The following is a 19975-nucleotide window of genomic DNA, read 5'->3' as shown; positions in this document are numbered from 1 at the left end:
CATGCGTATACGCTTGGGGAGATGAGGGCTCGCCGTCAATCTCGTTGCTGTTGGGCATGCTGTGCAAAGTAGGTATCCTGAACCTTTTGATAGCGACGTATTTCACGAAAAATCGTCGAGGAGGCTCGCCCTAGGAGTCGGGTGATATGCCGTTGGCTCATTCGAAGGGCTTGGCCTAACTGGATGCTGACACGCTCGTCAATGCTGAGTTCGACGTATGACATGAGGGAAAACCTTAGCTGAATGCTCAGTTGTTGCATTCAATTTCAGCGGCCAAGCTTCTAAGCTGGTGTCAAAAGGTTTGGCTAATCTTTTCAAGTGCGCGAAAGACTTGACGAACGACTTGGAACTCGAAATCCTCCCTATCCTCTTCGTCATGGGTCCCTTTGTTTAGATATTGCCAAGCTAAGTGGCTTTCAGGGACCTTCAAGATTTCCTCAACCCCTTCGTGTCTCCTAGCCCATGTCTCATTATTCAGTTTACCCTGCTCCCGACCACGCTGAATGCTCTTTTCAATTTTCATTGTGAGATTTCTTAGTTCAGGTCTGCTCGTGGGAGAGCGGAGATCCAGCGAGAGATGTCCGAGCTCCTGCGATTTGTTCGCCAGCGCCTTCCAAAGTCTAGCCGTTAAATTTTCAAGCGATTGACGACAAGAAGCCAAGCATTGCCTGTGGTCGCCATCATCGAGCCGCTCTCGCGCACGTACGAGGTAATGTCGATCACTTCCACCCTGAACAATAGGCTGGTGGTCACCGGCATGATGGCTGAGGACATAAAGCCTAGAGGATTGAGGTCCCAATTGGTTATGAATATCTTTTATAAACTCATTGCTATGGCTTGTTAATAATATCTGCTTGGCCTGAAAACGAGGGTCACCAAATATTGTTGAACGAATGCCAGCCCGATGATCGTGGTCAATCGCATTCACGGCGTCATCGAATACCATAAATGGAAGGTCAAGCTTTATATTTTTTGCCAGTAGAATAGCCAACCCGAGACAACGCAGGTGGCCTTCACTCAACACCTGCAGGGCATTGTGCATTTTATCGGGCGAACCGCGAAAAGAAACTTGAATGCGCTCCCCTCCACGAAGAGGTAGGATCAATTCATTGAGCTTATCGTTTTCGTGATCGTCAGCATTGATCTGATTGTAAAGATCACGTGTCGTTTCATTCAATTCCGCTAGCAAGCCTTCTGGAAGTTGGTCTCTATAAAGTCGGATACCCTCCAGATAGTCGGCATAAGCGGCCTGTATCCGCAGCTCTAACTTATGCTGCTCTTCCTCTTGCTCTACCTCTTTAAGCAAGGCCGCGTTAGCTTCGTCGAAATTGTCGATTAACGCCTGTTCTTCAGCTATTTGTTCTTGGTACTGTGCCTGTCTTCCATCTAGCGCTGTTAATTTTTCTTTGGCCTTTTCCAACCGTTTGCGCTCATCTACGAGCTCTTGTTGCTGCTCCAATCGCTCCTGAATTTCAACATCTCGCCTTTCCATTTTTCGGATGGCTCGTAACAATTCGCGCCAAACGGCGGCGTCAATCTCCACTTCCCATATTGGGGTATGCTCACCACTTCGGACCCAGTCAATCACATTTTTAAGGGCTGGCGTATTTAGCGCATGGTGGCTGTCAGCAGTAGTCAGAGCCTGCCTAGCCTGTAACGATAGTCTATTACGCTCTTCAAGAAGCCCTTCTTTTTCTCTTTCGAGGGTTGCCAAATCTTTTAACAATTCACGTCCATAAGTCGCCCGCTCAAAAGGGTTAGTTTCGGCTCTGTCTAAAGGAGTATCGCAAGCCGGACACTTGTCATTCGACTCTTCTTCCAGAGCCAAAACCGCATTGTACAAGTCGCGGTATGACAACTCTTCCGCTCGATGTTCTAGCTGCTTAGCACAGTCGGCAAGAGCTCCCATTTTCGCGTGAAATGAACGGCGTAACCGAATCAGCTCGGAACCGGCTATCCTAGACTTAGCGGGAACTTGCTCCTCTAGAAGCTTTGTTACCTCTTGCAACCTTCCCGGTGGCTCTGCAATACCCAGTAACTTACTTAACTGTTCAAAGGAATACCCTGCCTGGAAATCATTCGCGATTTTCTCCCGCTCTTCATCAAATTTTTTCAAGGTCTCATCTTTGTTGTCGACCTTCTTGCGGGCTTCTTCCAGTGCAGCTCTTTGGCTATCAATAAACTTACTTTTCGGCTTATCGAGGAGTAGCTGGCTATCCAAGGTATTGGTAAAGTTGTTTACGAAATCGTTGAAACTGTCAAGCCCGAACAACGTGGCAATCATCGCGCTCGCTTGGGCAGGTGGCCGTGCGGCCAAGCGTGCAAATCCCTCAATGCGATTCTTCTCGATAATCGCAAAGCGCAACAGTTCCTCGTTCGCATGCACCAGTTGGCCACCTTCAGACCACAACTGGGGTGAGGAATATTCCGCTTCATGGATGTTGGAAAAGTAACCTTCTAATGAGCCGATTCGCTTTGCAGATGCCTCTTCCACATCACCCAAGAGAGCATACTCTATGGCTTCGCAAAGGCTTGTTTTTCCGCTCCCATTCGGCCCATAAAACAGCACCACAGATTTGTTCAGGTCGAATTGCTCTTCCCAACGAAATCCTCGGAATGGTCCAACGGTAAGTTTTTCGAGGCGAGTCCAAGGTAGCGCTCCACCTGCCTCTTGGTGCTCAACATGCTCAATTTTATCATCAGTCAGCGATAGATTCTGGCGTAGAAGCGGTGCCAAAAGCTTCGCACGCTGCCCCCCAGCACTAACCGTTCGAGCTAATCCATCAAGGCTACCTTCTGCTAATTTTGCTATCCGCTTGACGTCAGACGCCGCATCTGTATTTTGCAGCCACAGCATGTATCGGCTGTATTCTATGTTTACTGCCCCCATAACAATTCTCAGCGCTCCCTCTTTCTTCTGATCAAGATTCTTGGCGTTAGCCACAAAAGCTGATTAAAACATACACTTATTATTCACCTATGCCGATATTGTGCGTATTGGGACATCGGGCAAGCGTTGACGGAATTATCCAGTGCGGAGAATTAAATAAATTTAGCAACAATCATTGCACATTTTTTCTTCGCGGTCACATTATGGATTCAACATCATTTTGAATGTTGCGATCATTTCATCATTTATATGTTCATTGTTTAAAAATATCAAAACTGCATGACAATTTTTTGATATGCGTTCGGAAAAGTGAGGAAGCAACATCAGGGGTTCTATAAGCGTTGCAGCTAACAAGTTTTTTTAATTAGCAGAGTATATGCTTGAAAGGGATGTTTAGCAGTCTACGCCATTGATCGCTTGGGTCGAGATACAGTCGATGTGCTGAATACAGTTCAATTCATGCAAAGCAAAGGGTTTCGATTATTAGTTTGCGTGAAGGGCTTGATCTGAAAAGCTCTATCGGGAGTTCAATGCTGAAAATGCTAGCCACAAGCGGTCAAACAAACACTCAAGAAAGGCAGATGGCCGGAATACGACGCGCAAGAGATAGCCTGAAGTAACGTTTTATCGCTGCTCAGCTCCACCCTTAAAGCTTAGGTATATCTATACGGCAGCGGGTGAATCGCTTCGGTATCCAGATTAGCCAAAGAGTCCATTGAGCGCTGGTCTGACGCCTGTGTATGTATCATTGAACCGTGCAGCATTTCGTCCTGCTAGCGTTAAGATTTATAGTGCCTCAAAAAAGGCAAAAAGCCACAAATTAGCAGCTAAAGGTACTTTTTTTAATATAACAGTGCATAAAATACTAATGAAAATTTCATATATATAATATAAAACAATTCGTTATATATTTACTCACTCACGCAACTTCAATTTTTAGGCCTTAGAACAGTACGATGAGTGGTATGCCGATATCGATTTCTCACTAGATGACGGTGAAACGCTGCAAGAGCAACGCGAGCGTCTGGTCACCGGTGCCTGGGGTATGAGCGAAGACGATATTCGCCAAGCGCTGAATGTTGCCAGCCAGGAAGGCATGGTTGAGTTTGAAGATCTCGACATGGATAAAAGCGGCATGATCGACGTTGAAGGCAGCGACGAAAATGGCCGTGAGCTGGAAATCAGCGTACGCCAAGGCGCTGATCAAGTCAGCGAGATTGATCGCGACTAACGCCTCGCATCACCTCTATTAGCGGTGTTTGAAGCCGCCCTGCGGGCTCCCTTTAAGGGAGCCCGCTGCGTTGTAGCCCTGGCAATAGCCAAGCGTCATAATGATCTCAGCAGGAAGCGAATCTAGCCGCAGACTGAGGAGACCGCCGTGCACAATAAAGACATTGATGGCCCAACCCACGGCGACACGCTGCCCAACGCAGCACTGCGCGATTTAGCCTGGCTGGCCGCCACGCCGGATCTTATTGAAATGACGCCACCGATTCCCTGCGCAGGCCGCCCAACGCTTAAAGAACTAGGGCTGGAAAACTTGCTTTTGCCCTGGCTGCGCCAACTCCCAACACCTTCGCTAACAGCTTTAACGGGGTCGCGGGCCAATCGCATGGGGCATTATCACGAACGCCTTTGGCACACGTTGCTCGATCACGCCCCCAACACACGCATGCTAGCGCACAACGTACGCATAACTCGCCAGCGCATTACGCTGGGCGAGCTGGATATGCTATATCGCACCCGCGACAACCCGGCCCCGATACATTTGGAAGTGGCGATTAAGTTCTATCTGGGCTTGCCGGAAGGGCCTGGGGACTTGCGTAGCCAAAGCCGCTGGATTGGCCCTGGCGGGGCAGACAGCCTAGCGCTTAAATGTGCTCATCTACAGCGCCACCAGCTACCGCTTTCCACAACGCTGCCTGCGCTGGCAACCCTGGCTCATTGGCTGGCGCCGCGCGACCTGGGCGCCTCTAAACTGACGTTGTGTGAGCAGTTAACACAGCGGCTAGCCATACCGGGCGTGCTGTACTATCCCTGGCAAACGCCCTGGCACACAGAGATGCCACCGCCAGCGGGCGCCACGCCGAACCACCGCCGTGGCTACTGGTGCTACTGTCGCGACTGGCCTGCGCTTGTCGCCAGCTCAGCGTCAGTACCGACGATAGCCTGGCTGGAAAAACCGCACTGGCTGGCGCCACCGCTACCCAGCGTTTTTCGCCCCCTTGATGAAGTGGTGCCCGGCGTCATCAATAGAGTGCACGCATGGCGCTCGCCTCAGCAGATCATGCTCTATTACCAACATGAACACCGCTATGAGCGCGTTTTTTTGGTGCCTGACGACTGGCCGCACCAAGTGCCTTTACCGCCGCCTGCTCGCTTATAGAACCACAAGATTATCGCGGTGAATCAGCTCGTGGGCTTCAACGTAGCCAAGAATCGCTTCAATCTGATGGCTGGGCTGCCCCGCCAGCTGGTGAGCCTCATCAGCGCCGTAGTTCACCAAGCCTTTGGCCACCGATGCGCCCTGCTCGTCCACGCATACCACCATATCGCCACGCTTAAAGCTGCCTTGCACACTGCGAACGCCAACGGCTAATAGGCTAGAGCCTTTGTCACGCAGCACTTTAACTGCGCCAGCATCCAGCACCAGCGTGCCGCGCACCTGCAACTGCCCCGCTAACCAACGCTTACGCGCCGCGATAGGCACCTGATCAGGGCGCAGCAGCGTACCCAGCGACTCACCCGCCATTATCCGATTGATAACATCAGGCTGACGCCCGCTCGCAATGACAGTGACTGCCCCGGAGCGCGCCGCCAGCTGCGCCGCACGCACTTTAGTACTCATGCCACCCCGCCCTAGCGCACCGCCGCTGCCTGCAACAGCCGCTAAGCGAGGGTCGTCGGCGCGCCCTTCGGCGATCATCTGAGCATTCGGGTTATGCCGCGGGTCGGCATCAAACAACCCTTCCTGATCGGTCAACAGCAGCAGCGCATCGGCTTCCAAAAGATTGGCAACCAGCGCCCCGAGCGTATCGTTATCGCCAAAGCGAATCTCATCGGTGACCACGGTATCGTTTTCATTGATCACCGGGACCACGCGCATTTCCACCAGCGTGCGCAGCGCCGACAGTGCATTCAGGTAGCGCTTGCGATTAGAAAGGTCGTCGTGGGTGAGCAGCACCTGCGCCGTGAGCATATTGTGGCGCGCGAAATGCTGCTCATAGCACTGGGTAAGCCCGTTTTGTCCCACCGCCGCCGCCGCTTGCAGCTCATGCACCGCGCTGGGCCGCACCTGCCAGCCAAGGCGCACCATGCCCGCCGCCACGGCGCCAGAGGAAACCAGCACCACCTCAATACCGCGCTGATGCAAGGCGGCGATTTGATCCACCCAGCCGCCAATGGCCGGTTCGTCCAGGCCGCGACCATCGTTAGTCAGTAGCGCACTGCCGATCTTTACCACGACTCGACGCGCCCGACTCAATGCGCTGCGTCCGAGAATTTGCTCGTTACTTTCCATCCGCCCCACCTTTATCAGACACAATAAGGGCCGCGCGAACGCAGCCCTTATTAGCTTACTATCTTACACCCTCAGCTGAGTCACGCTATTTTGCCAAGCTATGGGGCGTATTCAACTTCAACATCATAATCATCGTCGTCGAAATCTTCGTCGTCTTCATCGTCACGCTTACGCCGACGACCCAGACGCGCTTCAGTACGTGCGACCGACTCTTCTTCCATGCGACGGCGCATTTCTTGCTCACGAATCAGCGCTTCTTCATCTTCGTGCTCAAGGCGACGCTGCTCGGTCAGCCAGCGATAAGCCGCCTGAACCAGCTTATCGGTGCCATCGTTGCTGATGGCCGAGATGCGGAACACCGGGCCTTCCCAGTTAAGCGCCTGAATGATCGCCTGGGCGCGCTCTTCGCGCTCCTCTTCCGGCAGCAGGTCAAACTTATTCAATACCAGCCAGCGCGGACGCTCAGAAAGCGCCGGTGAGAACTGCCCCAGCTCGCGCACAATCGCCTTCGATGCCGCAACCGGATCAGACTCATCAAACGGCGCTACGTCGACGACGTGAAACAGCAGCCGCGTGCGCGTCAGGTGCTTCAAGAAGCGCAGCCCTAAGCCAGCACCGTCAGAAGCACCTTCAATCAGCCCCGGAACATCGGCCATCACGAAGTGTTCGTGCATGCCCAGCTTCACCACGCCCAAATTGGGTACTAATGTAGTGAACGGGTAATTAGCGACCTTGGGCTTGGCGGCAGACACGGAACGAATCAGCGTGGACTTGCCCGCATTAGGCATACCCAGCAGACCCACATCAGCCATTACCTTCATTTCCAAACGCAGGTTACGGCGGTCACCGTCGGTGCCGGTCGTGGTCCGGCGCGGCGCGCGGTTGGTCGAAGACTTAAAGTGGATGTTACCCAGCCCACGCCGACCGCCTTCACCGACCAATACCACTTGGCCGATCTCGGTGACATCAGCGATGACTTCTAACGTATCTTCGTCAATCACCGTAGTGCCGACCGGCACTTTGACGTGTAGATCTTCGCCGGCCTTGCCGCTCATTTGACGGCCCATGCCGCCCTGGCCGTTTTGCGCTTTATAGAAGCGCTGGAATTTGAAGTCGATCAGGGTGTTAAGCGCATCGTCACCAATTAGGTAAACGCTACCACCATGACCGCCATCGCCCCCATCGGGGCCGCCCCTGGGCACATATTTTTCGCGGCGAAAGCTCAGACAGCCATTGCCGCCTTTGCCCGCCTCAACAATAATCGAGGCTTCATCGACGAACTGCATTGGATTCTCCCGGCCGCTTCCGCCGCCCTAATATGCAATACTTTTTTTCACCAGCGCTTTTATCCACCATCGTGGTAGCAAAGCGTATGCGAAAAGAGTTTTAACCGACAAAAAAGCCCCGCCATAGCGGGGCTTTCTCACGCAGCATCGATCTAGCGCCGCGCTTTTCGTTTATGCAGAAACGATGCTAACGAACTTACGGTTTTTGGGACCTTTGGTCTCAAATTTCACAAAACCGTCGCTCAGCGCGAACAGCGTGTGATCGCGGCCTAGGCCAACGCCTGTGCCAGCGTGGAAACGCGTGCCGCGCTGACGCACGATGATGTTACCCGCAGTCGCCGATTGGCCACCGAACAGTTTCACACCTAAGCGTTTAGACTCGGAATCGCGACCGTTACGCGTGGAGCCAGCTGCCTTCTTATGAGCCATTGCAAAAACCTCCTAAAGGGACTAACCGCTTACGCGGAAATTCCGGTAATTTTGACTTCAGTGAACCACTGACGGTGGCCCTGACGCTTCATGCTGTGCTTACGGCGACGGAACTTGATGATCGTCACTTTATCGCCACGGCCGTGGGAAACCACTTCGGCAGAGACTTTAGCGCCGCCAATCATTGGCGCGCCAATGTTGAAGTCATCGCCGTCTGCAACCATCAGCACTTCATCAAACTCAATCGTTTCGCCCGTAGCGACTTCGATTTTTTCGAGCTTGAGGGTCTGACCTTCTTGAACGCGGTACTGTTTGCCACCGCTTTTAATAATTGCGTACATGTCGCTCTCCGGACTTGTCGTTAATGCCAATTACGCCCCGCGTAACCAGCGCTCATCGCCTTCCGCTCTTATCGACCTGCTGCGAGTGGCGCCCCTTCTGGAGCCATCTGACAGGGAGCATGATGAGTGGGTCGCGGATTATAACGACTATCTCCTCTTACCACAAGACTACCTGTACTCGTCAATGGCTGGGAGAAGCCGTCACTGCTGAGCGCGCCTTGACGCCCAACAGGCAGCGCCATAGCATGAGCCCCACGCATCACCATAACGAATGACATAACTACGGGCGGCACTTACCGCCTCCACCTGCCGCGATGAACGGATCCAATGACCGCTAACGTCTCCTCAGCCCAACCCGTCAGCCCAACGCCTTCACCGCTGCACGCCGTGGTGGCCGATGACTTCGCAGCCGTCAATCGGACAATTATTGAGCAGCTCACGTCTAAAGTGCCGCTGGTCGAAACCATCGGCCAGTACATCATTGAAAGTGGCGGTAAGCGCCTGCGTCCTCTATTGGCGCTTTTAGCCGCGCGCGCACTCGACTATACCGGCGATAAACACATCCCGTTGGCCACGCTGATTGAGTTTATGCATACCTCGACGCTGCTGCATGATGACGTGGTTGATGAATCACACATGCGCCGGGGCAAGAAAACCGCTAACGATGCCTGGGGCAATGCGCCGTCGGTGTTGGTGGGTGACTTTCTCTATGCTCGCTCCTTTCAAATGATGGTCGACGTGGGCTCACTTCGCATCATGTCGATTCTTTCCGGCGCCACCTGCATCATCGCCGAAGGAGAAGTGCTGCAGCTCACCAACATTGGTAATCCCAGCATTTCTGAGGCGGACTACTTCGAGACCATTTTGGGTAAAACCGCCATGCTGTTTGAGGCGGCTTCCCACAGCGGTGCCGTGCTGGCCCAGGCCACTCCCGAACAAGAGCACGCGCTTCAGTATTATGGCCGCTATCTGGGTCTCGCGTTTCAACTGATTGATGACCTGCTGGATTATCAGGGCGACGCTGATGCCATGGGCAAAAACGTCGGCGACGACCTGGCCGAAGGCAAGCCGACGCTGCCGCTGATTCACGCCATGGAGCAAGGCACTCCAGAGCAGGCCAAGCTTATTCGCCAGGTGATTCGCCAAGGCGGGCTTGAGCAGCTAGACGCCGTACTGGAAATTGTTCATGCCACCGGCGCGCTTGACTACACCCGCCAGCGCGCCGAAGAAATGGCCGCCAAAGCCCTTGAGCAATTGAACGCTCTACCGCCCAGCCCTTATCGCGACAGCATGGCGCAGCTAGCCCGTTTAGCCGTTGATCGTAAAGCATAAAAATTGCTCGATCACGCTATCAAGGGCTTGAAAAAACGGCCTTGGATAAGTATGATCCACTCCCGCTGCTGAGCCATGCTCGGCAGCTTTCGGAATATAGCTCAGCTTGGTAGAGCGCTGCCTTCGGGAGGCAGAGGCCGCAGGTTCGAATCCTGCTATTCCGACCAAGAACACTATTAAAAACGGCCACTTAGCTCATCGAGCAAGTGGCCGTTTTTTTTGTTAATATTTTTGCCCACTCATCGGTCGTTAAATATTAGCGAGCCTCAAACACAGTCACTCACTGTCAGCGGCGCACTGATGCGGTCACGCCCACTACGCTTAGCTTGATAAAGCGCATCGTCGGCGTCTTTAAGTAGCGATGAAAGGCTTTTCGAATCGATAATTTCATGACAGGCAAGGCCCATGCTGAGAGTAACCAGGCCAGAATCTTTCGCAGGATGCTGGATGGCGCTATGACGTACTCCGTCTCTGATTCTTTGGGCTATCTGGTGGGCCAAAGTCAGGGGGGCTCCCATCATCAGCACTAGGAACTCATCACCTCCCAGCCTTATCGGATAGGCTTCGCTCACTCTGAGGCTGCTTCGAATTATCCGAGCTACCTGCTGCAAACAAAGATCACCCTGCGGATGTCCCAACGTGTCGTTGTAGGATTTGAAATGATCGATATCGATCATCAGCGCCGCCACCTGAAAGTGAATACCCTTACTCAATAGAATATTACGTAGCCGTTCTAAGGCCCGGCGATTGCCCATATCGGTCAGTAAATCGGTTTCCGCCTTGACCAACGCATTTTGATACTCCTGTTTTAAAGCAGTCGTAACATTCTTGGACTGAGTGATATCCACACCAATACCTAGCAGACCAACACCCGAAATCAATGTTTCCGTCATCAACAGCCAGCGGCCATCACATGCGTCAATTTCAAATTGACGATACGTTTGCTTGCGGCGTTTTGATAGCGCCGTCTGAATCCACAGCTCAATATCATCTGCTTCAATAATCAACCCCTGACTATTGGCATAGTTGTCACGCACAATATCCGGCCACAGCGGGTGCGTACCCGGCGCATGACAGATAAGGTCATAATATTGAGCATTACCATAAAGCAACCGATCGTCATCATCGAACAGGGAAACCGCTGAACCGCTGTTATCAAACAAGCACGCCGTGACAGCTAGCATGTGCGCTAACGGATCTGAACTATCACTCGACGAAGACTCCACGTTTTCCACCCCTGATACTTTGCTGTCGGCACTCCCACCCATAACGGATAGATCCCAAGCCCATTACATTAGCGCTAATACCCTCTCGTGACAGCTAGCCTTTAGGCCTTGATAGCGGGCTCACACCAAGCGATAACTAGCCTGCTAATAAACATGTTAAGATTGACGTTTTCGCCTTAAACGTCCCCCCTCCCCCTCTCTTGATGTGGAAAAGACTATTAGCTCCTTAAAACATATTAAAGCCGTGCTGTTGTTTGCCAGCACCATGACGGTGATGTCGGGCGCAATCATTGCGCCGGCGCTACCGGGTATCAGCCGTCATTTTCCTGACCAGCCTCAGGTGTTGATCCAGCTCATTCTGACTATTCCTGCGCTGATGATTACCCTGTTTAGCCCGCTCATGGGCTATCTTGCCGATCGTTTTGGGCGCAAGAAACTGCTGCTGATGATGCTGTTTATCTATGGTTTTGCAGGGGTTGCGGGCTTTTTTATCGACCGCGTAGATTTACTCCTAAGCTCACGGGCCCTGATGGGCATAGCGGTGGCTGGCATTCTCAGTATCAGCACCACGCTGGTGGGCGATTATTTCGATGGCCACGAGCGCGTGCGCTTTCTAGGGCTGCAAAGTAGCTGCATGGCGCTGGGCGGGGTGGTTTTCATTAATATGGGTGGCATACTTTCCGACTGGAGCTGGCGCGGGCCGTTTTTACTTTATCTCACCGGGGTGCTTCTGCTGCCGTACGCATTGGCGGTACTTCAGGAGCCCAAAAATGCGGGCATCACCAGCAGCGGTGTAAGCGACGCGCCTGTCACCGTGGACTATTGGCGTACCGGGCTGGCTTATTTTATCGCCATGATAAGCATGATGATGTTTTACATGTTTCCCGCCCAGCTGCCCTTTTTGCTTTCTCAGTCAGGCGAAATCAGCGGTTTGCTGATTGGTATTGCGCTTTCCATGGCCGCTCTTACGGCCAGTATCGTTGCCTTTGGCTATGGTTACTACAAGCCCTTCTTATCGGTCATGACGATTTATATCTTAGGTTTCTTGCTGGCAGGCGCCGGATTTTTGGTGGTCGGACTAACCACAAGCTATGCCATGGCGATCGTCGGTGCGGCTATTTCCGGCCTGGGGCTGGGCGCCTTTATGCCCAACACCACCACTTGGCTGATGCGCATTACGCCTCAACGGGTGCGCGGCCGTGTGTTTGGCGGCTTTACCTCGACCTTCTTTTTCGGGCAGTTTGTGTCGCCGGTCGTGGTTGCCACCGCGTTGATTTGGCTCGACTCCTTGCGTAATGTTTACACCGCCATGGCGATGCTTTGCTGCCTGTTCGCAGCCGCCCTGCTGATACTGAGCAAAACCTATTTACGCGCCGACAGCCAGCTTTAGGCAGCGCCGCTTTAAAGGCCCAGGCTACGCCGGCGGATGAACCAGCCCCACCACGCTGACCAGCAGTAATACCCCGCCCAACACGCGAAAAAACAGGCCCGTATCCGCTTTGAGCATATAGCGGTGGGCCTTCTCGCCCAGAAGATGACCAAGAAAAGCGCAGGGCAGCAGCCACAGCTGATGGATTAGCTGAAGATCCACACCTGCAATCAGGAACGAGACCATCTTGATGACTACCAGGATAAACCACAGCACAAACATGGTATCCCGCAGCTGCTCTTTGGCCACATGAGTGGCGAACACCGCCACAATCAGCGGTGCACCAATTAACGAGGTGCCGCTGACGTACCCGCCGAGCGCCAGCAGTACGTAATCAACGTATTTATTTTTACTCTTGAACGGTCGGTTGAGTACATAGCCAATGGCATAAATGAAAACAATGCCAAAAATAATGCTGGTCATGACCTGAGCGGGCAGCGTTAACAGACCTATCACTCCAATTAGCTTAGGAATGATCATGATTTTCAAGGCTTTGAAAAGATAGCCCCAGTCAATATTGCTCTCTGCGCTTGCGCCCCCCATTCCTTCTTTTTGCAGCTGGCGATGCCCACTCCACGCAATCCAACTAGAAAAAATCATCAGGTGAATAGCGATAATCGGCGGAAAGACGAGCGGCTCGTTCACTACTAACAGCAAAAACGGCAGCGCCAGCACCGCGCCGCCAAAGCCCAGGCTGGTTCTCACAAAGCCGCTCCAGGCGAAAATCAATCCGATAAGAAGATACTGGTACCAGAATAAATCGGTCATTGGCTCGCTTACTGGTCTTTATAAGTGAAAGTAATTGCTCAACGCACACGCTTTGCAGTCGTGTATGCAAACGAGCGTTGGGCAAAAAAGTGGCTTTACAACGTTGCCCAAGAGGCCTTGCCTGAACCTTCTCAGGTCATAAAGCAGCCCAATCCTCAGCCCTTTAAAGATTAAAGAAAACAAAACAAAAATAACAACTCTTATCGTCACATCCTTTGCTATCTTGAAAATGTATGAGGGCGTCAATACGACCAACCACGAATACGGCTTATTTCAACGGACGACAGGTCGCTGCCCACCAGCACCGACTTGCTGAAGGGCACCTTAGTAAGTGCTCGATAAAAGGAGTAGACCATGCCAGAGACCACTATTGGATCGTTTCGCGAGTCAATCGACCGCGTGTCATGGGGAAGCGTCATTGCTGGTGTTGTGACCGTCCTCGCCCTTTCTGCTCTGTTATCACTACTTGGGACGGCGATCGGTTCTAGCGTGATTGACCCGATGTCCGACAACCCCTTTGATGGGCTGGGTACTGCCTTTGGCATCTCTTCTGCCGTGTTCTTGATCGTAAGCTTTGCCGCAGGTGGTTTTGTGGCTGGCCGCCTGGCCAATAGTAACGGCTTCATACACGGATTTTTGAGCTGGGCAACCGCAACCATTCTGTCTTTAGCGCTGATTGGCTTCGCTGCTGGCCAAGTAGCCTCGAGTGGCGCTAGCGCTATTGGTTCGATTTTATCAGGCGCAGGGCAGGTGACGGGGAGCGTTGCGCAAGGCATCGGCAGTGCAACGTCGTCACTGGGCGAACAGCTAAGCGAGAATTTCGACTTCGACCCCAGCACTGACTCACCGTTGGATGACCAGAACATTCGCAACCAGGTCAACCAGATACTGCGTGACACCGGCGCTGAGTCACTCCAGCCAGAGCACCTACGTAACCAAGCTCAAGATGCCGTCGGCGATATTCAAACAGCCGTTAGGAGCCTTGCCAATAATCCTATGGAGTACGAAGCCATCCTCAATGAGCTGCTTGAAAAACAGCGCACTCGGCTTGAAAACATCCAGCAGGACGTAGATCGCGATGCACTGGTCAATGCCCTAACAAGCAATACGGATATGACCCAGCCTGAAGCTGAAAACTTCGTTGATGAGTCCATGGCGCGTCTTGATTCAGGTATTAATGAGCTTGAGCGTCAAATCGACCGCTTAGAATCCCGCATTCAGCAGGCTCAGGAAGAGCTTGCGCAGGCTGAGCAATCGCTGCGTGAAACTGCCGAAAACGCCACCGAGAGCATCCGCAACTCTGCTCTGATGATCTTCATTGCCATGATTATCGCGGCACTGATCAGCAGCGCTGCCGGTTTTGCGGGTAGCAAAACGCAAACTAAGCGCCGCATCGCTTAAGCTAAACAAAACGCCCGGCGATTGGGGCTGACTCCCATCGCCGGGCGCTTCAATATCATCCCGCCTTCTGCTAGTGCTTAGTCGTTCAATGCGAGTGTTTGGAAAGCTTTATAGGCCGCCACTACCGTTGCCATTTGGGCGGTATGCGCTTGCACAAATGCATCGCCGGTTACGGTCTCGTCCGGATATTCGGTAATCAGCATTAATGGTGTTAACTGATCAGCATCTTCCAACATGAGATAAGGAAAGCCATTCAGCACCGGAAACGTGAGCGCGCCCGCATGGGTTTCAAACAGCGCGATTTGCGTGGCATTAAGCTCGACAAGCCCCGGCACTTGCGCAAGCGCCTGAGTAACGGCTTCGACTAACTGCATCGCCGCCCTTTCCCATCCTGGCTGGTGGCGAAGAATCAAAAAGAATCCCTTAGGAATCGTCCACATTTCAAAGCCACGGGGCACGTAGCCCGTTAATGGTCGCGTCCATTCATGAGCCGGATAGCCATGCAGATTAACATGCAGCCCGGCAGCGCTGGCCGCAAAAGCCTGTTCGCGAATGGCATGTTCGAAAGGCTGACCTAGCGGCTGGCTCTGTAAGTCATTACCAAAGGCGGTATAGCGCGCGGCATGATGCATATGACGCGGCTGCGTGGCGATGAGCCGATTCTGCAGGGCGTAGCCGTCAGGGTTCTCTAAAGGAGAAATAACAAAGTGTGCGTGCGGCTGCGCGCCAAGCTGCTCAGCCGCACGCAATGCCCCGACAACACCCGATGTTTCGTTGGCGTGCTGCCCAGCACTGATCATCACGGCACGGTCACTGCCGACGACATAGCGCGCTTCTACCGCTCTGCCCGCGCGGGTGGTGGCATACAGCGCCTGGCCACCCAGCGCGGCCAGCGTCTGCTTGATCTGATCAGCGCCAATAGCCTGCGAAGCAGTATCTAGCGCCACGGCGGCACGTGGCGACGGCGATGAGTCCAGGGGTTGTAGGCTCACTCGCAAGTAGGCAGTTTCACCTTGGGTCGACACTTCCGGCACAATCTGGCCCGGTTGAATCGAACGATCTCCCAATGCCAGGCCCGCTTGACGCTGAAAATACTCCAGAGTAGAGAAATACAGCTCTTCGTGGAGCGCTTCGCTGAGGCTAATATGCTCATCGTCCCACGCCAAGCGACGGTCGCTGCTGGGCAAATGCACCGTAAAATTGAGCTCCTCAAAATACGGCGATGCGCTCTGCCACCGCGCTGACGCTAGCGTCGACATCGCCGCCTGATAGAGCGCTTCGTAGTCTGTCTCAATCACCGATTCACTCATTTCGCCCTGAGGCGAGGTTAGCCGCAGCCAACCGCAGGGTGAATACTGGTCTTCGCCAACATGATCTTGATGATATCGGTTGGGCGCGGCGACACGATACGTTTCCTGATTACCTGAGCTGCGTTCCACCTTAACGCTGTAGTGGGTCGCCGATGTCTCAACGCCCTCCCAGCGTAACGTAACGTCTTTTGGAAGCAGTGCGGCAAGCGGATAAGCTTCAAGAAGGAATCGACGCGGCGAGTGTTCCAACACCGGATACTCAATCACCAGTGACGTCAGTGATACCCAGCTAAGCTCTTCCAAAAAGAAGTGCACTAGCGGCTTGTAGGCACTACGTAGACAAGCGCTGACCCCGGCCGCTTTGAAAGCAGCCTGCGTACGTTGGCGCTCGGCTTCATCATCGAATACCCAGGCCTCAAGCAAATAGCCTTGATAGGCTGGCGTGGCGTATTTTTCCAGCAAGGCACGCGTGGTACGGGGAAAAGAGCGCTCAAGCAGCGTCGTTACCTGGGCGCTATTGGGCCTATTCATAACGAGGTACGTCCGGTGGGATCAAGCGCATCGCGCAGCCAGTCGCCGAGCAAGTTAAGCCCGAGCACGGTTAACAAAATAGCTAGGCCAGGAAACACGCTAACCCACCACGCCGTTTGTAGATAAGTGCGCCCTTCCGCCAACATGCCGCCCCAGCTAGGAATAACGGGGTCCACGCCTAGCCCTAAAAAGGTCAGGCTGCTTTCCAGCAAAATGTTATTCGCCACGTTAAGGGTCATCAGCACGATGACGGGGCCAATCAAATTGGGCAGCAGGTGCTGGAAGAGAATGCGGATATCTTTTACCCCGATCGCTTTGGCCGCCAGGATAAACTCGCGGTCTCGTAGCGAAAGCACCGACCCCCGAACTAGGCGCGCGTACTGCACCCACTGGGAAATAATCAGCAAGATGATCATGTTGGTCAGGCCACCACCAATCACCGCAATGAAGGTAATCGCCAGTAGAATGAAAGGCAGCGCGAGCTGTACATCGGCAAAGCGCATGACAATCATGTCGACAAACCCGCCGTAGTAGCCGGATATTAAGCCCATAATAATGCCGATAACCACCGCACCGAGTGCAGAGTACACCCCGACTTTCAGCGAGATTTCTCCGCCAATAATGACCCGCGCCAGCACATCTCGACCTAGCGGGTCCGTGCCGAAGGGAAAGCCAGCCTCTGTTAACGGCGGCGTTAAGCGATAGGCTAAATTTAACTCCGAGCCGCCGCCCGGGAACAGCCAGCCGGAGAAAATGACCGCCAGGCCAATACCACCAAATAGCAGCACACCGAGAATAAACTCTAGGTTTTTAAAACGTCTTAATTTATCGGTTTTGATAGCAGCCATCATGGTTATTCCTTGCGTACTCTGGGGTCGACCAAGCCATAAGCGATATCAACGATCAGATTGATAGAGATGATCATTAATGAGAGCACCGTAATAACACCTTGTAAGACGGGATAGTCACGCGACGACACCGCTTCGAAGGCAAGCGTGCCCAACCCCGGCCAGTTGAAGACTCGTTCCACCACGACAATACCGCCCAGCAGCCCGCCAAACTGCAAACCGAAATAAGTAATCAACGGGATAGAGCAGTTGCGTAGCGCATGCTTGTAGAGCACTACGTTATTAGAAAGCCCTTTGGCACGCGCCACCATAATGTATTGCGAGCGCAGCGTATCCAGCATGGTCGTTCGCACTAGGCGTACGTTAGTAGCGGTCAGAATGATCGCCATGGTGGCAGCGGGCATAATAAAGCTAGCGATACCCTCCATACCGCTGGGCGGCAATAGATTGAAGGTAATCGAGAAGAGCAGCACCAGCATGATGGCTAGCCAAAAGTTAGGAAAAGAGAGCCCTATCAGGGAAAAAATCCTAATCATTTGATCCGGCCACTTGCCTCGCGATACGGCCGCTTTAATGCCTAACGGAATTGAGATCACAATAGACAACAGCAGTGAAACGAAGGCTAGCGCGAGGGTTGCAGGTAAAGCACGCCCAATGAGGTCACTTACCGGGGTGCCACCCATAAAGCTGCGGCCAAAATCGCCCACTAATAAGCCACGCAAGAACTCCAGATACTGCGCCAGAAATGATTGATTCAAGCCTAATGCTTCACGAATTTTTACCAGATCTGCCTCGGTAATACTGCCCGCGCCCTGCGCTAGCATCACCGCCGGATCGCCGGTAAGCCGAATCGCAAAAGACACGATTAGCGTAACGGCAATCACCACGAAAATAGCCTGCAGTATTCGATATAAAAGAAACTTTGCCACTATGACCTCTTTGCTCTTAAGCGCGTATCGCCGTTATATGAAGTGTCTGCTGTCACGCACCAGGCCGCTCTTTCAAGCGGCCTGGTTGCGCCACGTTTCAGTCAGCGACATCGACGTCGGTCAGGCGCATACGGTTATCCGGAGCAGGCTCAAAGTTCTCGACGCGGTCGTTCACACCGTACAAGGCATTAATGCTGTACAGCGGCATTTCCAGCGCGCGGTCTTGGGTATAGCGTGCAATCGCCTGAAGCAGCTCTTCACGCTCATCCTGGTCTGAAATACTGCGCTGAGCTTCTAGCATTTCATCTAATTCAGGGTCGCTGTCGTAAGGATTCCAGCGCTCGCCGCTGTGGTACATCAGGTAGGCAGTATTATCGAAATCGAACGTCCAACCACCCCACTTTTGCTGGAACATCTCACCCGTACGCCCTGCGGGAATAATGTCGTTAAGCAGCACATTGGTTTCATAAGGCTGGATTGAGGCGGTCACGCCGACGGTCTGCAGGTAGGAAGCCACTACTTGAGCCACCTCGGCAAAGGTCGCGTCGTTACCACGCACATCAATCTGTACGGTCGCGCCAGACTCGATGCCGGCATCATCCAGCAGCTGGCGAGCCTGCTGTGGATCATAGGGCAGCGGTTCCATGTCAGGGTCATGACCAAACGACTGGGCGCCCTGGAAGCTGGCAATCATCTCGCCTTCACCAGCTAAAATAGCGTCAATAATAGCCTGGCGGTCGACGGCCATGATTAAGGCTTTGCGCACGCGCTCATCGGCGGTAATGCCTGACTGGGTGTTAAAGCGAATCGCTTCCACGGTCGGTGAAGGTACGCTGACAATGCTCACACCGTCGTGATTTTTGATCGTATCGATCATACCAATAGGAATAGTCGGTGGTATGACGATATCAACACGCCCCGCCTGCAGCTCAGCTACCGCGGTGGAGGGTTCAGAAATAAAGCGATAGGTCACTTTTTCAAGCTTCGGCGCGCCGCCCCAATGGTCGGCAAAGGCCTCAAGCTGGATATCCTCACGAGGGTTGTACGCCACCACCTTGAAGGGGCCAGTGCCAACGGGATGAGTATTGAAATACTCGTCGCCATGCTCTTCCAGGTAAGCAGGCGGTACGATCATTGCTCCGTAACCAGCAAGCTTGGTTAATAACACCGGGTCCAGCTCATTGAGATGGAAGTCAACGGTGTGATCATCAATGACTTCTACGCTTTCAATCGCCGTGTAGTTAGAACGCTGCGGCCCTCGCGAACCTTCCTCGCCCAGTAGACGATCAAAGGTGAACTTTACCGCCTGCGCATTGAAGGGTTCGCCGTTATGGAAGGTGACGCCTTCGCGCAGCGTGAAACGAATACGGGTGCCGTCATCCAGCTCCTCCCACTCGGTAGCAAGGCCGGGCACCAGCTCCAAATCAGGTCCGCGATACGTTAAGCCATCGAAAATATTGGTGGCAACCGACGCCCAGTTGACTAGAAAAGTATCGATAGGATCCCAGGTGCCAGGGTCCTGGGGTGATGCGATAGTTAATGAACCCGCTTGTGCCGATGCAGAAAAGGCAACGCTTAATGCCAGGCTCGCAATCACGCTATTGAGCACCGTTTTAGTTTTTAGCTTGTTAGGTTTTTGCATGAAGTTCACTCCTGTTTTTTATCACTAACCTTGCTAGAAAATGACGAGCAAGATGCTTTTTTTAGAGCACTATCTGCCGGGCGGTTGCTCAAC

At 53.2% G+C, this 19975-nt stretch carries 18 protein-coding genes and 1 tRNA gene; 7 read left to right on the top strand and 12 right to left on the bottom strand.

Going from position 1 to position 19975, the window contains the following annotated elements; translation table 11 throughout:
• Positions 1 to 35: 35 nt before the first annotated feature.
• Positions 36 to 224: a helix-turn-helix domain-containing protein gene (locus tag KUO20_RS00955; protein WP_235041069.1), complete on the bottom strand. Its 189-nt coding sequence runs from the start codon at positions 222 to 224 to the stop codon at positions 36 to 38.
• Between the two features lie 68 nt (positions 225 to 292).
• Positions 293 to 2944, bottom strand: a complete 2652-nt coding sequence (locus KUO20_RS00950; protein WP_235041068.1) for an AAA family ATPase — start codon at positions 2942 to 2944, stop codon at positions 293 to 295.
• 384 nt (positions 2945 to 3328) lie between these two features.
• Between KUO20_RS00950 and KUO20_RS16815 the strand changes: the two genes are divergently transcribed.
• From KUO20_RS16815 to KUO20_RS00940, 3 genes are all read left to right on the top strand, one after another.
• Complete coding sequence (locus tag KUO20_RS16815; RefSeq protein ID WP_422823133.1) at positions 3329 to 3400, top strand: hypothetical protein; 72 nt, start codon at positions 3329 to 3331, stop codon at positions 3398 to 3400.
• Between the two features lie 535 nt (positions 3401 to 3935).
• Complete coding sequence (locus KUO20_RS00945) at positions 3936 to 4121, top strand: hypothetical protein (protein ID WP_235041067.1); 186 nt, start codon at positions 3936 to 3938, stop codon at positions 4119 to 4121.
• A 147-nt stretch (positions 4122 to 4268) separates the two neighbouring features.
• Positions 4269 to 5276 carry a DUF1853 family protein gene (locus tag KUO20_RS00940; RefSeq protein ID WP_235041066.1) on the top strand — a complete coding sequence of 336 codons (1008 nt, stop codon included), beginning with the start codon at positions 4269 to 4271 and terminating at the stop codon, positions 5274 to 5276.
• On the opposite strand, the gene proB is transcribed toward KUO20_RS00940, so the two are convergent.
• The 4 genes from proB to rplU form a co-directional block, all read right to left on the bottom strand.
• The gene (gene proB / locus KUO20_RS00935) at positions 5271 to 6410 is read right to left on the bottom strand and encodes a glutamate 5-kinase (RefSeq protein WP_235041065.1); all 1140 of its coding nucleotides are present in this window, start codon (positions 6408 to 6410) and stop codon (positions 5271 to 5273) included. The genes KUO20_RS00940 and proB overlap by 6 nt on opposite strands.
• A gap of 98 nt (positions 6411 to 6508) precedes the next feature.
• Entirely contained in the window at positions 6509 to 7696 is a 1188-nt protein-coding gene (cgtA, locus tag KUO20_RS00930) for an Obg family GTPase CgtA (protein ID WP_235041064.1), read from the bottom strand.
• Positions 7697 to 7867: 171 nt separating this feature from the next.
• A complete protein-coding gene (rpmA, locus tag KUO20_RS00925) occupies positions 7868 to 8125 on the bottom strand; it encodes a 50S ribosomal protein L27 (protein ID WP_096276340.1) in 258 nt (85 codons plus the stop codon).
• 29 nt (positions 8126 to 8154) lie between these two features.
• Positions 8155 to 8466 (bottom strand): 50S ribosomal protein L21, encoded by a 312-nt coding sequence (rplU, locus tag KUO20_RS00920; RefSeq protein ID WP_235041063.1) that lies wholly within the window; start codon positions 8464 to 8466, stop codon positions 8155 to 8157.
• Positions 8467 to 8793: 327 nt separating this feature from the next.
• Here rplU and ispB point away from each other — a divergent pair, with 327 nt between their 5' ends.
• Both ispB and KUO20_RS00910 read left to right on the top strand, forming a co-directional pair.
• Positions 8794 to 9798 (top strand): octaprenyl diphosphate synthase, encoded by a 1005-nt coding sequence (gene ispB, locus KUO20_RS00915; RefSeq protein ID WP_235041062.1) that lies wholly within the window; start codon positions 8794 to 8796, stop codon positions 9796 to 9798.
• Between the two features lie 90 nt (positions 9799 to 9888).
• Positions 9889 to 9965, top strand: a tRNA-Pro gene (locus KUO20_RS00910).
• A gap of 99 nt (positions 9966 to 10064) precedes the next feature.
• Here the strand turns inward: KUO20_RS00910 and KUO20_RS00905 are convergent.
• On the bottom strand, positions 10065 to 11066 hold the full coding sequence (locus KUO20_RS00905) for a GGDEF domain-containing protein (RefSeq protein WP_235041061.1): 1002 nt from the start codon (positions 11064 to 11066) through the stop codon (positions 10065 to 10067).
• Positions 11067 to 11268: 202 nt separating this feature from the next.
• Between KUO20_RS00905 and KUO20_RS00900 the strand changes: the two genes are divergently transcribed.
• A complete protein-coding gene (locus KUO20_RS00900) occupies positions 11269 to 12414 on the top strand; it encodes an MFS transporter (protein WP_235041060.1) in 1146 nt (381 codons plus the stop codon).
• Between the two features lie 24 nt (positions 12415 to 12438).
• On the opposite strand, the gene KUO20_RS00895 is transcribed toward KUO20_RS00900, so the two are convergent.
• Positions 12439 to 13221, bottom strand: coding sequence for a sulfite exporter TauE/SafE family protein (locus KUO20_RS00895; RefSeq protein ID WP_235041059.1), 783 nt, complete (start codon positions 13219 to 13221; stop codon positions 12439 to 12441).
• Between the two features lie 354 nt (positions 13222 to 13575).
• Between KUO20_RS00895 and KUO20_RS00890 the strand changes: the two genes are divergently transcribed.
• Positions 13576 to 14622: an AAA family ATPase gene (locus KUO20_RS00890; protein WP_235041058.1), complete on the top strand. Its 1047-nt coding sequence runs from the start codon at positions 13576 to 13578 to the stop codon at positions 14620 to 14622.
• Positions 14623 to 14699: 77 nt separating this feature from the next.
• Here KUO20_RS00890 and KUO20_RS00885 read toward each other — a convergent pair whose 3' ends face one another.
• From KUO20_RS00885 to KUO20_RS00870, 4 genes are all read right to left on the bottom strand, one after another.
• Positions 14700 to 16463, bottom strand: a complete 1764-nt coding sequence (locus KUO20_RS00885; protein ID WP_235041057.1) for a M14 family metallopeptidase — start codon at positions 16461 to 16463, stop codon at positions 14700 to 14702.
• Positions 16460 to 17314 (bottom strand): ABC transporter permease, encoded by an 855-nt coding sequence (locus KUO20_RS00880; protein WP_235041056.1) that lies wholly within the window; start codon positions 17312 to 17314, stop codon positions 16460 to 16462. Before KUO20_RS00880 ends, KUO20_RS00885 begins: the two co-directional genes overlap by 4 nt.
• A gap of 2 nt (positions 17315 to 17316) precedes the next feature.
• The gene (locus tag KUO20_RS00875) at positions 17317 to 18240 is read right to left on the bottom strand and encodes an ABC transporter permease (RefSeq protein WP_096276391.1); all 924 of its coding nucleotides are present in this window, start codon (positions 18238 to 18240) and stop codon (positions 17317 to 17319) included.
• 97 nt (positions 18241 to 18337) lie between these two features.
• A complete protein-coding gene (locus KUO20_RS00870) occupies positions 18338 to 19882 on the bottom strand; it encodes an ABC transporter substrate-binding protein (RefSeq protein ID WP_235041055.1) in 1545 nt (514 codons plus the stop codon).
• Between the last annotated feature and the right edge of the window lie 93 nt (positions 19883 to 19975).

It is taken from the genome of Vreelandella profundi (assembly GCF_019722725.1).
In the GTDB taxonomy this organism is placed as follows: domain Bacteria; phylum Pseudomonadota; class Gammaproteobacteria; order Pseudomonadales; family Halomonadaceae; genus Vreelandella; species Vreelandella profundi.
Note: the sequence above shows the minus strand (reverse complement) of the source record. Positions and strands in the feature narration are given on the sequence as shown.

Excerpts from the sequence above, each read along its gene's own strand:
- cgtA (WP_235041064.1), bottom strand. The coding sequence starts at position 7,696 with ATGCAGTTCGTCGATGAAGCCTCGATTATTGTTGAGGCGGGCAAAGGC.
- KUO20_RS00890 (WP_235041058.1), top strand. The coding sequence starts at position 13,576 with ATGCCAGAGACCACTATTGGATCGTTTCGCGAGTCAATCGACCGCGTG.
- proB (WP_235041065.1), bottom strand. The coding sequence starts at position 6,410 with ATGGAAAGTAACGAGCAAATTCTCGGACGCAGCGCATTGAGTCGGGCG.
- KUO20_RS00895 (WP_235041059.1), bottom strand. The coding sequence starts at position 13,221 with ATGACCGATTTATTCTGGTACCAGTATCTTCTTATCGGATTGATTTTC.
- rplU (WP_235041063.1), bottom strand. The coding sequence starts at position 8,466 with ATGTACGCAATTATTAAAAGCGGTGGCAAACAGTACCGCGTTCAAGAA.
- KUO20_RS00945 (WP_235041067.1), top strand. The coding sequence starts at position 3,936 with ATGAGCGAAGACGATATTCGCCAAGCGCTGAATGTTGCCAGCCAGGAA.
- KUO20_RS00955 (WP_235041069.1), bottom strand. The coding sequence starts at position 224 with ATGTCATACGTCGAACTCAGCATTGACGAGCGTGTCAGCATCCAGTTA.
- KUO20_RS00880 (WP_235041056.1), bottom strand. The coding sequence starts at position 17,314 with ATGATGGCTGCTATCAAAACCGATAAATTAAGACGTTTTAAAAACCTA.
- KUO20_RS00905 (WP_235041061.1), bottom strand. The coding sequence starts at position 11,066 with ATGGGTGGGAGTGCCGACAGCAAAGTATCAGGGGTGGAAAACGTGGAG.
- KUO20_RS00885 (WP_235041057.1), bottom strand. The coding sequence starts at position 16,463 with ATGAATAGGCCCAATAGCGCCCAGGTAACGACGCTGCTTGAGCGCTCT.
- KUO20_RS00870 (WP_235041055.1), bottom strand. The coding sequence starts at position 19,882 with ATGCAAAAACCTAACAAGCTAAAAACTAAAACGGTGCTCAATAGCGTG.
- rpmA (WP_096276340.1), bottom strand. The coding sequence starts at position 8,125 with ATGGCTCATAAGAAGGCAGCTGGCTCCACGCGTAACGGTCGCGATTCC.
- ispB (WP_235041062.1), top strand. The coding sequence starts at position 8,794 with ATGACCGCTAACGTCTCCTCAGCCCAACCCGTCAGCCCAACGCCTTCA.